This is a genomic window from Lysinibacillus telephonicus, from assembly GCF_003966145.1.
GTDB classification, from domain to species: Bacteria; Bacillota; Bacilli; order Bacillales_A; family Planococcaceae; genus Ureibacillus; species Ureibacillus telephonicus.
On sequence record NZ_RXNR01000041.1, the window covers coordinates 1 to 13,624 of the forward strand.

Here is a 13,624-nt window from a genome sequence, read left to right on the forward strand (position 1 = left end):
CAAAAACCGCTTCACCAAATACTTCATATTTTACATACCATTCTTTCAAGGTACTTTTATGAATTTGAAATTTTTGCCCAAGTTTTTCAAATGAGTAGTCGCCTGATAAATAAAGTTGAATGATTTTTAACATAAATTCTTTTGGATACTTATAAAAGGTCATAAAAAAAGCCCCCTATTAGGTAGATGAATTTTTATTTTTTCATCTGTCTACCTAATAGGGAGCATATCAAAGTATAGATTCTGGACAACTCTTTTTGTTTTCTGACTCCTGTGTCAACAATCCGTCATAAAATAACTTTTCTGAATGCTCATTTTTATTATTGGGCAAAAGTATCTTCTTGTAATTTTATGCGCCTCTTTGGGCTAACTATAGTTAATACAATACCAGCAAATATTAATCCAATCCCTAATGTTTGTAATAATGTCGGCCTGAAATCTAAAAGAACTGTATCTAACAATATAGCAACTACTGGATCCACAAATGTTAGAACTGAGACAATAACTGTTGGCAGATTTCGTATGCTATCAAAGAACAAATAATACACGAAGCCTGTATGAATCAAACCAGTTCCTAAAATGTAAAGCCAATTCATTGTAGATAATCCTTCAAAAAGGGAAAAGTCGCAGAATGGCAACAGTATAATAATCCCTACAAATGTTTGAAGGAATGTAGTCGCATAAGGAGATAATGTATGCAACGATTTACTTGTAAACATTGTTAAGGCATAACAAACTGCTGACAGCATTGCCCAAATAAAACCAGAGTTCATAAATTGTTCGATAGATTTGAAATTGTCAATTCCAACAATAAAAATACTTCCGATAAAGCATATAATTGTCGCAAGCAATCCTCGAATTGTTAATCGTTCCTTTAAAATGAACGTTCCTAATAATAAAACAAAAATAGGTGCTAGATTATAGATTGATATAGTAATCGAAATAGCCATTTCTTCAAACGCTTTAAATAAAAACACCCAGTTTAATACGAGAAAAACCCCGCATAGCAAGGTTTGAAATACTTCTTTTTTATTCCACATCTCTCTTTTATGTCCACCAGTAAAATACCATATGCTGCTTAAGAAAATAGTTGCACATATACAGCGAATAAATACGAGCTCAAGAGCTGGGATTCCTGTATGGATTGTAAAAAAGCCGATGGAACCAAAAATTGCCATCGAGATTGTTAACTTAATTATTGCAGATACATTCATAACATTCCTACCTTATTTTGTCCACAAGACTATTACATTCTCTTTCAGAGTTTAATTATTTATATATTTCCAATTTTTAAAAAGAACTCTTTATTCAAATATAACAAACTTTTGGTAAAATGGAAACTTTTCTATAAAAGTAATAACAAGGAAATAAAAATAATTTGTAAAAATTGTTGACAAAGATAAATTATAGGGATAATATTTTAAATCGTAACCATTACTATTTAGGAGGAGTAAAATTATGCGAGTTCAAATAACGTTAGCATGCACAGAAACAGGGGATAAAAATTACATTACAACAAAGAATAAACGCAATACACCAGAACGTTTAGAATTAAAAAAATACTCACCCCGTTTAAAAAAAGTTACATTGCACCGTGAAACGAAATAATCAAGGATATTTTTTTGTGTATTTTTAAAGCGTAATGATTACTATTAAGGGGTTGCAATAAATGACGAATAAAATTCCTGTTACTGTGCTAAGTGGATATCTTGGTGCTGGGAAAACTACAATTTTAAACTATGTGTTACAAAATGAACAAAATTTACGTGTTGCAGTCATTGTAAATGATATGAGTGAAATCAATATTGACGCTTCGCTTGTAGAAAAAGGGAGTGGTATTTCACGAACTGAAGAAAAATTCGTAGAGCTATCAAATGGCTGTATCTGCTGTACTTTACGAGAAGATCTGTTAATTGAGGTACAAAAACTAGCTGAGCGGGGAAATATTGACTACATCGTTATTGAATCAACAGGTATTAGTGAACCTATTCCTGTCGCCCAAACATTTTCTTATATTGATGAAGAACTTGGAATAGATTTAACCGCAAGTTGTACGTTGGATACGATGGTAACAGTTGTAGATGCAAATCGATTTTGGACAGATTTTCAGTCTGGCGAGAGCTTGTTAGATCGTAAGGAGGCAGTTGGTGAATTAGATGAACGAGATGTAGCAGATTTATTAATTGACCAAATTGAATTTTGTGATGTGCTTATTTTAAATAAGTGTGACTTAATTACTGAGGAGCAGTTAGAGCGCCTTGAAAAAGTATTACGGACATTACAGCCAGAGGCGAAATTTATTCGTACTACATACGGAAAAATTAATCCACAGGAAATTTTAAATACTAGGAGCTTTGATTTTAATCGCGTCTCACAATCAGCAGGGTGGCTAAAAGAACTTGAGACGGGATATGAAAATCATACTCCTGAGACTGAAGAATACGGAATTAGCTCTTTTACTTATACACGAACTATACCATTCCATCCAAAGCGCTTTAAAGAATGGGCAGAAAATATTCCGATTGAAATTGTTCGTTCTAAAGGATTTATTTGGAGCGCAAGACATAATGATATCGCCATTCTCTTTTCCCAAGCTGGCTCGGCTGTTAATATTTCTCCTTTATCTTATTGGGTAGCAGCATTACCAAAAGAGCAGCAACAACAAATATTTATTCAATATCCAGAAGTAAGAGGCAGCTGGGATCCTGAATTTGGTGATCGTAAAACACAGTTGGTTATTATTGGCATCGACTTGCCAAAAGATGAAATTACAAAACAGTTAGATGCTTGCCTTTTAACAGATGAAGAGTTTGATAAAGAGTGGCGAACTTTTGAAACCCCATTTGATTGGAAGTTGAGATAAACGTGCAGCGAAAAATAGAAATTATTATACTTAGTGGATTTTTAGGAAGTGGTAAAACAACCTTACTTAAAAATCTTTTAGAGCAGGAGCAAAAAAGTGGTAGGAAAGCAGCGATTTTAATGAATGAAGTTGGGGAAGTTTCAATTGATGGATATTTACTTCCACCTAATTTTCCAATAGAAGAGATTACAAATGGATGTATTTGTTGTTCAGGTAAAGATCAACTAGAACGAACAATTTTAAATCTCTACAAAACGAATAGACCAGATGTCATCTATATTGAAAGTTCTGGATTAGCGCATCCAATTGATGTTATTGATTCTTGCCTATCTCCGATCATAGCAAATGATATTGAAATTAAAAACGTTATTACAGTACTAGATAGCTTAAGATGGTGTCATCGACAAGAGTATAGCAAACCAATTCAATGTTTAATGGAAGAACAAGTGAAATATGCAGATTTACTGCTTATTAATAAAATCGATTTAATTCAACAACAAACATTTAACAAGGTAATTGAAGAAATTGAGAATTTACATCCAAATATACATTACCAAATAACATCACATGCAAGAATGGAAATAAGTTCTATTCAATCTTCATGCCATGAAAGGGAAATAGAGCATCAGCAATTTCATGTCCATAATCATTTGCATATCAATCACTTAGTCTATGTATTCACTAAGCCAATAGAGAAAAATCTATTTGAACAATGGCTGCAAACCTTACCATTAAGCATTTTTAGAATCAAAGGTTTTATTCGATTTAAGGAAACACCGGTAAAAACAACCTTATTTCAATATGCTTACGGTGTTCCAATGTATTTAAACCAAGAAATTGCCTTTCCAACTAACTTAGTACTAATAGGCGAGCATCTAAATGCTGAAAAGTTAAAAAGGCAACTAGAAAAATTAGAGAACTAAAAATGATGATTAAAGGAGATAAAAATGAAAAAAATTTTATTTACTGCTGCTTTACTAACGACTTCGTCGGTAATATTTGCAGGCTGTCAGTCTACAAATAAATCTGTAAATACTGATGAAAAAGCAGTTGATGAAGAAAAACTTGAAATTGTAACAAGTTTTTATCCTATGTACGAATTCACAAAAGAAATTGTTGGAGATCAAGCTAATGTTTCTATGCTTATTCCTTCTTCAGTCGAACCGCATGACTGGGAACCTTCAGCAAAAGACCTGGAACAAATTCAAAATGCTGATGCACTAGTTTTCAACAATGAAAATATGGAAACTTGGATCAATGAAATTGAGACTACAATAGATACAAAAAATTTAACTATTATTGATGCTTCTAAAGGTATTGACCTTCTTCCTTTCTCAGCAGAAGTTCATGAACACGAGCATGAACATGAAGATAAAGAGCATGCACACGAAGGAGAAGCTCATGAACATGAAGGTGAAGAGCATGCACATGAAGTAGAAGCTCATGAACATGAAAATGGAGAACACACACATGAAGGGGAGGCACATGAACATGAGGGAGAAGCTCATGAACACGAAGAGCATGATCATTATCACGAATTCGATCCCCATTTATGGTTAAGTCCTAAAATGGCCATAAAAGAAGTTGAAAATATTGCAAATGAATTAATCAAAATAGATCCAGAAAACAAAGAAGTATATGAAACAAATAAAAATAATTATGTTGAAAAATTAAAACAGTTGGATCAAACATATAATGAAACTTTGGCTAATGTAAAAAATAAGGAAATTATTACCCAACATGCAGCCTTTGGATATCTAGCAGATTCTTATGGATTAAAACAAGTTCCTATTGCTGGCCTTTCTCCTGATAATGAGCCAAGTGCCAAGCAATTAAATGAATTAAAAGAATTTGCAACTGAGCATAACATTAATACGATTTTCTTTGAAGAAAATGCATCTTCTAAAGTTGCCGAAACTCTTGCAAACGAATTAAATGCAAAGACTGCAGTACTTAATACACTAGAAGGTTTAACTGAAGAAGATGAAAAAAATGGTGAAAGCTATATTAGTATTATGGAAGAAAATTTAAAGGTGCTGCAAGAGGCTTTGAAGTAAAGGGTGAAAAGAGCATGACAGAGTTTAGGATTGGTTTACAAAACGTGACATTTGGATACATGCAAAATATTGTAATAGAGAATCTTTCATTTTCAATAGATCAAGGTCAATTTGTAGCGATAACAGGTGAAAATGGGGCAGCAAAAACAACTGCAATGAAGCTGTTGATAGGGATTTTGAAGCCATGGAAAGGAATTCGGCTTTGGCCTCGTAACTTGAATGCAAGCTATGTGCCTCAACAAATTTCATCAATTGAACAAGACTTTCCAAGTACAGTTTATGAATTCATTATTTCTGGATGCTGGGAAACATTAAAATGGTACGAACGTATATCAAAAGAAAATATGAAGAGAGCCGAAGCATTAATAGATAAATTTGAATTACGAAATGTTGCGAAGCAGCAGATTGGAAAACTATCTGGCGGACAGAAACAGCTTGCATGTGTGGCAAGAGCATTTATGTCAAATCCAGCTATCTTATTTTTAGACGAGCCAACTACAGGTATGGATGAAAAGATGAGACATATATTCTATGAAACTTTAAAAACTATGTGTCCTCATGTAACGGTAGTCATCATTACTCACCATATAAACGAATTGAACCCATATATCGACAATATAATTCATCTTGAAAGAAGGAAAAATTCTTGTTTGAATTAGCTTTTATGCAGCGAGCCTTAATAGCTGGCATGCTCATTGCCATTATTGCACCAATTATAGGCGTGTTTCTTATTATGCGAAAACAATCTCTTATAGCAGATACATTAAGCCATATTGCGCTTGCAGGAGTAGCGGTAGGTTTGGTTCTAGGGAGCCAACCTGAATGGATGAGCATCCTAATTGTCGTTATAGGTGCATTATTTATCGAATTTTTAAGGATGCGTTTTAAAAGCTATTCTGATGTATCCATTGCAATTTTAATGGCTGCAGGCTTATCCATTGCACTTTGTTTAATGTCAATTAGTCCAAGCGGTGCGAAAACAATGGATCAATATTTATTCGGTTCAATTGTAACTGTTACACAGCAGCAGATTAATATTTTTCTATTTATAGCAGTTGGAATATTCATTTATTTTTTAATAACAAAACGTTCGCTTTATACAATGATTTTTAATGAAGATGTTGCAAAGGTGGCAGGCATATCAACAAGGCTCCTGTCGTTTTCTTTTAGTGCAGTCATTGGTCTTTTTATTTCGATGATGATTCCAATGATTGGCATGCTCCTTGTCTCAGCTATTATTATACTGCCTGCTGCGATAGCCATCCAACTTACCACGAGATTTCGTTATGTTTTTGTCATTGCAAGTTTCGTTTCAATGGTCTGTACGTTCTTAGGTTTAGTAAGTTCTTATAAAATAGGTACTCCACCAGGGGCTAGCATTGCTCTTTGGATGGTTTTTGGCATTTTATTATCATTAATTTATAAAAAATTAAAAGAAATATATTTTAAAAGAATTGGAGAGGAATATGAATAAAATCCCCGTTACCGTTTTAAGCGGTTATTTAGGCGCAGGAAAAACAACCATTTTAAACCATTTGTTGGACAATCGTGAAGGAAGGAAGCTGGCTGTAATTGTTAATGATATGAGTGAAGTTAATATAGATATGCAATTAATTGAAAACCAAGGCTTCTCAAGAACAACTGAAAAACTAGTAGAGCTGTCAAATGGGTGCATCTGCTGTACTTTACGCGAAGACTTAATGATAGAAGTTGAAAAGTTAGTTGAACAAGGTGACATTGATGGCATCGTAATTGAATCAACAGGAATTAGTGAACCCATTCCAGTGGCACAAACCTTTACTTACATTAATGAAGAAACAGGCATTGATTTAACACCGCATTGTTATTTGGATGCAATGATTACCGTTGTTGATGCGTATCGCTTCTGGCATGACTATGAAAGTGGGGAAACATTATTAGAACGGAGTCAAACGGAAGATCCTTACGACCAACGCGATGTCTCGGATTTATTAATTGACCAGCTTGAATTTGCCAATATTCTATGTATTACAAAAGCAGATTTAGTGACACCAGAATATTTAGAAACATTCCAAGCATTTTTAACTAAAATTAATCCAACAGCCGAGCAGCATATTGTTCGTAACGGCTTGATTTCTCCGAATATATTATTAAATCGTAGATTATTTGACTTCGATCAAGCAAGCACAGGTGCCGGATGGATCAAAGAACTTAATCAAGAACATACACCTGAAACAGAGGAGTATGGTATTTCCTCATTTGTATATCGAAGAAAGCGTCCATTTCATCCCCAAAGATGGTATGAATGGCTGGAAAATTTACCTTCTGAAATAGTAAGAGCTAAAGGGTTCTTCTGGTTAGCAACACGCAATATGCCGGGAATAATTTCTCAAGCTGGTGCCTCTATTCAAATCCAAGGAGCCGGAGAATGGATAGCCAGTCTATCACCTGAAGAACAAGAAATAGAATTGCGTCAAGATCCTGCATTAAAAGATAGATGGGATCCTATCTACGGAGATCGCCAGACAGAGATTATTTGGATCGGAATCGAATTAGACAAAGAACAAATTGAGCATGATTTGGACCAATGTTTATTAACTGATATTGAAATGAATGAAGATTGGTCTAAATTCAGCGATCCAATTCCTAAATTTATTGTTCACTGAAAATTAATTGATTTTCCCTGAGTACTAGATGTGTACTCAGGTTTTTTATGTAATATATAAATTAGATGGATATTGATTTTATAAGTCCAATGTATACTTAATCGCTTTACCAAGAATAGTAACTTGATTATCTTTATTAATAATAATTGGTTCATATTTAGGGTTATCCGGGATTAGGAATAATACATTGCCTTGGTATTTTACCCGTTTTAATGTAATTTCTGAATTACCGTTTATACGAACTGCAGCAATTTCCCCATTTTTTACCTCTTTCTGTTCTTTTATAAGTACAAAACTATTATTAGGGATCGTTGGCTCCATCGAATCTTCTTTTGCTTGAAAATAGAATACGTTGCTGTTAGGCAAAGAATCGACCAGTTCATATTTATATCCATAAAAATTTTCTTCCACTAAAATTGGATTGCTATTTCTAATTGTTCCGAGAATGGGTACTTTCATAACATTTGGTTGTATTTTTGACGGCTGTTCTTCTGTTAAATGAGACTTTGGTACATTGAAAAAATCTGCAATCTTTTGAATTTTATCAATTCGAGGATACTTTTCACCGCTTATCCAATAAGATACAGAAGCATTGCTGACACCAAGATAATCAGCCAACTCAGATTGATCAATCCCCTTATAGTCGATTAACTTCTGTAAGTTTTCTCCAAGTATTTCTCTAGCACTTTTCAATCAACTCACCCCCATTGTAAATATTATATAACTATTAGTTAAAAAAATAAATAATTAGAAACATAATTGTATATTTTTTCAAACTATATGATTGATTTTTAACTTTAAGTTAAATATACTGATAGTGGAGGTGTTAAAAAGATGGAAGATGTACAATTATCGCTTTCTACTTTACGAAATAATATTGGTATGACGCAGCAAGATGTTGCAGATAGGCTGGGTGTAAGTGTGCAAACCGTGAATAGATGGGAGAACGGTGACTTGATCAACGGTCTTGTCATTTATGCATTAGCTAAGTTATATCGTGTTGAAATTGATAATATTAAGGTTCCATCCTAATTTTTCTCCACCATTACAGTGCTTTTTGAACCGGGGGATGTAATATGAAAATAATAAAACATGAAAATTTTGAGTATTGTCCCATCAAAGATTTAAGAAAAGGGCAAATTCTATATAAAGATTTAATTGTAGAAAATAAAGTATTACTAAAAAAAGGGGCTATTCTTACAAATCGGATTATTTCCAAATTGGAAAATCGGAATATTCAATCAGTTTGTATTGAAAAACAGAGAATACAACCGATTATTTTTGATGCTGAGGCAACATATACAAATGCTATTTCTTCAGAAAAGAAGTTAACAAATAGATTAAAAGTAATACAAGAGGAGTTTGATATTCTACTCGGTTATCTAAGTTGCGAAACGCGTTATGGTAAGGTTCTAAAAAATATAGAAGATATTAGCTACGTGAATAATTTATTTTTAAACTATATGAAGAATCCGATTTTTTCTTATTATTTGTTGAAGTTAAAAGATTTTGACGAGGACACTTACCGTCATATGATAGATGTTTTTACTCTTTGTACTTTATTTTCTAAGAAAGAAGGCATTTCAAATATTGATGACATCGCAGTAGGCTTTTTATTTCATGACATTGGAAAATTATATACACCTATTGAGCTAATAAGAAAAAAGGGAAAACTCACAAAAAAAGAATTTTTGATTGTACAAGAGCACACAGTGAAGGGGGAAAAAATACTTAAACAAATTGGGCTTGAAAAAGTTGCCTATTTAGCAAAATCACATCATGAAAGAGTTGACGGCTCTGGTTATCCAGAGGGACTAAGAAGGGAGGGGCAGCCAAAAGTTCTGCAAATTTTACAACTTATTAATATGTACTCTACTATTACACTAAGAAGACCTTATAAAGATATAGTAGCTGCGGCACATGCTATTGATATTTTATATAATGACTTGCATCTATATAATAGAGAATTATTAAATAGCTTTATTGATTTTATTGGAATTTATCCAGAAAATGCGGTTGTTTTATTGTCTAATGGTTCACAAGCCATTGTAGAAAAGGTCAATTCAGATTACCCGTTGTTGCCTAAGGTGAAGTTATTCAAAAATAACCGCAAAATGATGCTGCCTATCGATTTAAGTCTAACGATTCAAAAAATACTATCCTACCATGTAAATACACCGAAGGACCTTCTTTCTAAATTCTCCGACTTCCTTTTCAGTGGAGATTATTTCCAAATGGAAAATTACCATTCTAAATTAAAGAAATATTATCAAAAATTTGAATGGTTTACTCATATTTATCTTCCGATTTTTCAAGTGTTTTTAATACTAAAATCTCAGAACACCTTCCCTGAAATTAAAATGCATCAATCGGGAGATAAGCTATTAAAATTAGTTGATGAATCATTGCTAGAATTCCGTTTGTCGAGTAACAAGACTAACAAAGCATTGCTCATTATTAATGGTTTAAAATCACCTGCACTCTACAAATTATTCGAAGGGCTGTTACATTCAGATGATATCTATTCATATATAATTTCAAATCCAGGAAGGGCACTTGAGCTAGAAAAAAAGAATGATTCTTACAGTTATTTAATTGTGATAGGAGACCCTTTGGAAATAAACCTTTCTATATGTACAACTAAATATCACTTAACAGAGCTACATCTTGAATCATTTTTGAACCGATTTGGTTGTACAAATCTTCAACAAGTAAAATTGAAAAAAGAGCTAGATAAATATAAGCAAGGATAAACCTGGTGAAATTATGGTATTGACTTCTATATAGCAATTGGATAATAATGGTAATCCTCCCTTTTATTTCGTGTAAGAAGAAGTTTAGAAGGGTGATAGAATTAATGTAGAGCACCATGAGATTACTAGGAGAATGTTAATGGAAAATTTGTATTTAAATAATCGATTTCTTCACATAAAACCGGAAGAATTAACGTTAAGCTTAGATCAAGTCAATCGAATGTCTTTAGACGAGATAGTGGAGTTATCTGCAGTTGTCGTAGGTTCCCATAATTCCTTTAGCCGTGGTTGGTTGGAATTAAATGGACGCCATTATATTATGCAAAGAATCTTTGAAAATGCAGGATTAAATAATTGTACAGTTCCAGATATGATTAATGAACTAGTAAAGGAAAAAGTAAAAGTATCAGATGAAGATATCCTGCAAAAGCATCCTTTGTTATTTGATTATCTAGTTCATTACTTTAAAACGCCTGAAAAGTTTTTCCGTGAATATCATATGGTTCGAAAATATGCACACTGGAAACCACGAAAGAAACCGTTAGTATTGATTTATTCAGAGTTGGGAAGAAAATTTGAGGAAGTTGTAGGGGAAATATTAGAAGAGACGGGTATCCAATTTTTCAAATATAACTGCGGAATTAAGGGCTGTGAGCCAGACTTTATTATTAGTCAATCTCACTGGATGGATGCAAAGTTAAGCGAACATACTGTATTCAACTCTGAAACGATACAGAAATATGAACCGCATATAGAGAAATTAACAATCATTTATTTAAGAAAAACCTCTCAATTAGAATACAAAAGAATGGTATCCCCAAAAACAGAGTTGGTACATATTTCCTATTTTATTGAGCCATTACCAAATGAACGTAAAATTTACTATAATGATGTATTAAGTGAAATTGAGAAAAAAGCAATTAAATATCTTGTGTAATAAAATAAAAAAGAAATTGTCTCTAAGTCATATATATAGAGACGATTTCTTTTTAGTTTGTTACAACCATATTCAAAAATTGATCGCGATCTTCTTCTGTTTGTTGAACCCCATCTAAAAGCAACACACCTACTTGATATCCTGTTTTATCATCTTCAACGACAAACTGTAAATTGATGTCATTTACTTTTCCTTCAACAGGGCATGCACCTTTAAACTCTACAACGTTTTGGTTTTTTTGAGTTTTAAAATAAACCCACTTACCTTCATTACAGAAGCTGGAAAATGCATCATCTAATGTAGCTTCTCCATTTCCAGAGAGTGAAGTATCTTTTATGTAAGTTATGTATTCGTTGTCTGTAATTTCTTCTTTAGGTCCGTAAAAATACCAAAAAATTACGATAATAATTACTGGTACAATCCATAAAATCGTTCGCTTTGAAACGTTTTGCATTGCATATTCTCCTCTCACCCTGGTGAATTTATTATAGCAAGCTATGTACTAGTTTTCTATAAAATGTTGACTTTTTACTGTTTAATGGCGGTTGTTTATTTAAAATAATGTGTTTATAGAAATATGTAATTTATACAAAGTTTGATAAATCTTTTATTATATAGAGAGAGTTTTAAACCTTAGCTCTGCATTTATCAATTAAATTAAATAAGCTTTGTATAGATTGCATAACCAAACATTTCAAACTAAGAAGTTTGGTTAATTTAAGCACCATGTATTTTTTCTTAGGTTAGGAGTAAGGGGAATGGTGTTCGTTAAAGTTAAAAAAGCCGTAGATGAGCTACGGCTCCTTGTATCTTATTATTTTTAAATGGGAATTGTCGATCCTCTACTTTAACTAAAACCTACTTCGTTTCAGTGAATTCATCAATAACCCATGGATTACCAAAGTGGCCAATTTTGTCCCAATTTTTTATAAGAATGGTTTGCAATTTGTAAGCTTACTCTAGTCGTATTGTTTCAATGGGAAATGTAGGAGTTGTCATACGGATTAGTTAATGTAGATTCTTTATTGCTTATTCTATCAACCGATTTTCCGTTTATATAGTTACTTGTTAATTCATGAAAATTCATATTTACCCTCAGATTTCAAAATGAAAAGGAGATTTAGAATCTCCCTTTCAAATCTTGTTATGCTGTGTATTCTTTATCAATAATTAAAATCGGTTTAATGGTAGAACCATTTTTTGAATCTTCAAATGCTTTCTCAATATCATCTAACTCGTAAAATTTCACTAATTTATCAACAGGGAATTGCCCATTTTTATAGAACGTTACTAATTTTGGAATAATTAATTGTGGTACTGCATCTCCTTCAATTACTCCTTTTAATGTAATAGCATTTAAAACAATCTCATTCGTAACGTTGAATGTTAGATCACGTTTACCAACTGCTACTGTTGCACATTCGCCTTTCACTCGTAAGCAACGAAGGGCTGATAAAGTTACTTCTGGAACTCCTGTTGTTTCGAATGAGTAATGAGCGCCTTTTCCAGTGATTTCTTTAATTTTTTCTACTGGATCTTCGTTTCTGCTATTAATCGTATGAGTTGCTCCTAATTCTTTCGCTAGCTCAAGACGGCTATCATGTATATCAACCGCGATAATTGGGTAACAGCCGGCAATTTTTGCAGCCATCATTCCGCTTAGGCCAACTGCACCTGTACCGAATACGACAAAGCTTGTACCAGCTTCAGGAGCTAAAGAATTTAAAACAGTACCACTACCAGTCATGATACCGCACCCAAATGGTCCTAAGTAACGTAGGTCAACATCTTTATCTACTTTTACAACGTTTTTCTCATCTACAGTCGTATAGGAAGAGAAGGAAGATTGACCGAAGAATTGAGATACTTCGACATTGTCTTCTGTATGAATTGGGGAAACCCCATATTTATTTTTACCTGTGAAGTTTAACGGCATCATATTTTCACAACCACCTGCATTCCCATCTAAACAGTTATCACAGTGGCCACAATATGCGAATCCTAATACAACGTGATCTCCAGGTTGTACAGAAGTTACGTTGCTTCCTACTTTTTCAACAATACCAGAACCCTCATGTCCTAATACTGCTGGATATGGAACAGGCAATGTACGGTCAAGTACTGTCGCATCAGTGTGACATACACCCGACGCAATAATTTTTACTAATACTTCATCAGCTTTTGGCTCATCAAGAAGTAAAGTTTTTCTCTCAAAATCTTTTTCAGTTGTTGTTAACATTGCTTGAATTTCCATTTTATAACCTCTCCCTTTGATTATTATGAAGTGTAAATTATATTCTTTGATATAATTGAACACGAGTCCATTTTATTCACTAAAAAAATGTTCTTCAATCATTAAAAAAACATTT

Annotated in this window: 15 protein-coding genes; 10 read left to right on the top strand and 5 right to left on the bottom strand. The window is 33.0% G+C overall.

What is annotated here, in order from left to right:
• Both EKG35_RS21635 and EKG35_RS13620 read right to left on the bottom strand, forming a co-directional pair.
• On the bottom strand, window positions 1-163 hold a 163-nt coding region (locus EKG35_RS21635; RefSeq protein WP_148103495.1), incomplete at its 3' end, for a helix-turn-helix domain-containing protein.
• A 157-nt stretch (window positions 164-320) separates the two neighbouring features.
• Entirely contained in the window at window positions 321-1,214 is an 894-nt protein-coding gene (locus EKG35_RS13620) for a DMT family transporter (RefSeq protein WP_126295097.1), read from the bottom strand.
• 244 nt (window positions 1,215-1,458) lie between these two features.
• Between EKG35_RS13620 and rpmG the strand changes: the two genes are divergently transcribed.
• The 7 genes from rpmG (at window position 1,459) to EKG35_RS13655 (ending at window position 7,565) form a co-directional block, all read left to right on the top strand.
• Window positions 1,459-1,608 (top strand): 50S ribosomal protein L33, encoded by a 150-nt coding sequence (gene rpmG, locus EKG35_RS13625; RefSeq protein ID WP_126295099.1) that lies wholly within the window; start codon window positions 1,459-1,461, stop codon window positions 1,606-1,608.
• Between the two features lie 61 nt (window positions 1,609-1,669).
• Window positions 1,670-2,863, top strand: coding sequence for a GTP-binding protein (locus tag EKG35_RS13630; RefSeq protein WP_126295100.1), 1,194 nt, complete (start codon window positions 1,670-1,672; stop codon window positions 2,861-2,863).
• Window positions 2,848-3,786 (top strand): CobW family GTP-binding protein, encoded by a 939-nt coding sequence (locus EKG35_RS13635; RefSeq protein ID WP_126295102.1) that lies wholly within the window; start codon window positions 2,848-2,850, stop codon window positions 3,784-3,786. The genes EKG35_RS13630 and EKG35_RS13635 overlap by 16 nt, the downstream gene beginning before the upstream one ends.
• Before the next feature lie 24 nt (window positions 3,787-3,810).
• Complete coding sequence (locus EKG35_RS13640; protein WP_126295104.1) at window positions 3,811-4,920, top strand: metal ABC transporter substrate-binding protein; 1,110 nt, start codon at window positions 3,811-3,813, stop codon at window positions 4,918-4,920.
• Between the two features lie 14 nt (window positions 4,921-4,934).
• Entirely contained in the window at window positions 4,935-5,579 is a 645-nt protein-coding gene (locus EKG35_RS13645; protein ID WP_126295105.1) for a metal ABC transporter ATP-binding protein, read from the top strand.
• A 5-nt stretch (window positions 5,580-5,584) separates the two neighbouring features.
• Window positions 5,585-6,394: a metal ABC transporter permease gene (locus EKG35_RS13650; protein WP_126295129.1), complete on the top strand. Its 810-nt coding sequence runs from the start codon at window positions 5,585-5,587 to the stop codon at window positions 6,392-6,394.
• The gene (locus tag EKG35_RS13655) at window positions 6,387-7,565 is read left to right on the top strand and encodes a GTP-binding protein (RefSeq protein ID WP_126295106.1); all 1,179 of its coding nucleotides are present in this window, start codon (window positions 6,387-6,389) and stop codon (window positions 7,563-7,565) included. The genes EKG35_RS13650 and EKG35_RS13655 overlap by 8 nt, the downstream gene beginning before the upstream one ends.
• Window positions 7,566-7,643: 78 nt before the next feature.
• Here EKG35_RS13655 and EKG35_RS13660 read toward each other — a convergent pair whose 3' ends face one another.
• A complete protein-coding gene (locus tag EKG35_RS13660; RefSeq protein ID WP_126295107.1) occupies window positions 7,644-8,258 on the bottom strand; it encodes a LexA family protein in 615 nt (204 codons plus the stop codon).
• A 141-nt stretch (window positions 8,259-8,399) separates the two neighbouring features.
• Here EKG35_RS13660 and EKG35_RS13665 point away from each other — a divergent pair, with 141 nt between their 5' ends.
• The 3 genes from EKG35_RS13665 to EKG35_RS13675 all read left to right on the top strand — a co-directional run bounded on the left by EKG35_RS13665 (window position 8,400) and on the right by EKG35_RS13675 (window position 11,255).
• Window positions 8,400-8,597, top strand: coding sequence for a helix-turn-helix transcriptional regulator (locus EKG35_RS13665; RefSeq protein ID WP_126295108.1), 198 nt, complete (start codon window positions 8,400-8,402; stop codon window positions 8,595-8,597).
• Window positions 8,598-8,641: 44 nt separating this feature from the next.
• Window positions 8,642-10,318 (top strand): HD-GYP domain-containing protein, encoded by a 1,677-nt coding sequence (locus EKG35_RS13670; protein ID WP_126295109.1) that lies wholly within the window; start codon window positions 8,642-8,644, stop codon window positions 10,316-10,318.
• 139 nt (window positions 10,319-10,457) lie between these two features.
• The gene (locus tag EKG35_RS13675; protein WP_126295110.1) at window positions 10,458-11,255 is read left to right on the top strand and encodes a hypothetical protein; all 798 of its coding nucleotides are present in this window, start codon (window positions 10,458-10,460) and stop codon (window positions 11,253-11,255) included.
• A 52-nt stretch (window positions 11,256-11,307) separates the two neighbouring features.
• On the opposite strand, the gene EKG35_RS13680 is transcribed toward EKG35_RS13675, so the two are convergent.
• Complete coding sequence (locus tag EKG35_RS13680; protein WP_126295111.1) at window positions 11,308-11,709, bottom strand: glucosamine 6-phosphate synthetase; 402 nt, start codon at window positions 11,707-11,709, stop codon at window positions 11,308-11,310.
• 690 nt (window positions 11,710-12,399) lie between these two features.
• Window positions 12,400-13,509 (bottom strand): NAD(P)-dependent alcohol dehydrogenase, encoded by a 1,110-nt coding sequence (locus tag EKG35_RS13685; protein WP_126295112.1) that lies wholly within the window; start codon window positions 13,507-13,509, stop codon window positions 12,400-12,402.
• Window positions 13,510-13,624: the final 115 nt, after the last annotated feature.

Coding starts and splice junctions, on each gene's coding strand:
- EKG35_RS13680 (WP_126295111.1), bottom strand. CDS start 11,709: ATGCAAAACGTTTCAAAGCGAACGATTTTATGGATTGTACCAGTAATT.
- EKG35_RS13650 (WP_126295129.1), top strand. CDS start 5,585: ATGCAGCGAGCCTTAATAGCTGGCATGCTCATTGCCATTATTGCACCA.
- EKG35_RS13685 (WP_126295112.1), bottom strand. CDS start 13,509: ATGGAAATTCAAGCAATGTTAACAACAACTGAAAAAGATTTTGAGAGA.
- EKG35_RS13640 (WP_126295104.1), top strand. CDS start 3,811: ATGAAAAAAATTTTATTTACTGCTGCTTTACTAACGACTTCGTCGGTA.
- EKG35_RS13670 (WP_126295109.1), top strand. CDS start 8,642: ATGAAAATAATAAAACATGAAAATTTTGAGTATTGTCCCATCAAAGAT.
- rpmG (WP_126295099.1), top strand. CDS start 1,459: ATGCGAGTTCAAATAACGTTAGCATGCACAGAAACAGGGGATAAAAAT.
- EKG35_RS13655 (WP_126295106.1), top strand. CDS start 6,387: ATGAATAAAATCCCCGTTACCGTTTTAAGCGGTTATTTAGGCGCAGGA.
- EKG35_RS13665 (WP_126295108.1), top strand. CDS start 8,400: ATGGAAGATGTACAATTATCGCTTTCTACTTTACGAAATAATATTGGT.
- EKG35_RS13645 (WP_126295105.1), top strand. CDS start 4,935: ATGACAGAGTTTAGGATTGGTTTACAAAACGTGACATTTGGATACATG.
- EKG35_RS13675 (WP_126295110.1), top strand. CDS start 10,458: ATGGAAAATTTGTATTTAAATAATCGATTTCTTCACATAAAACCGGAA.
- EKG35_RS13630 (WP_126295100.1), top strand. CDS start 1,670: ATGACGAATAAAATTCCTGTTACTGTGCTAAGTGGATATCTTGGTGCT.
- EKG35_RS13620 (WP_126295097.1), bottom strand. CDS start 1,214: ATGAATGTATCTGCAATAATTAAGTTAACAATCTCGATGGCAATTTTT.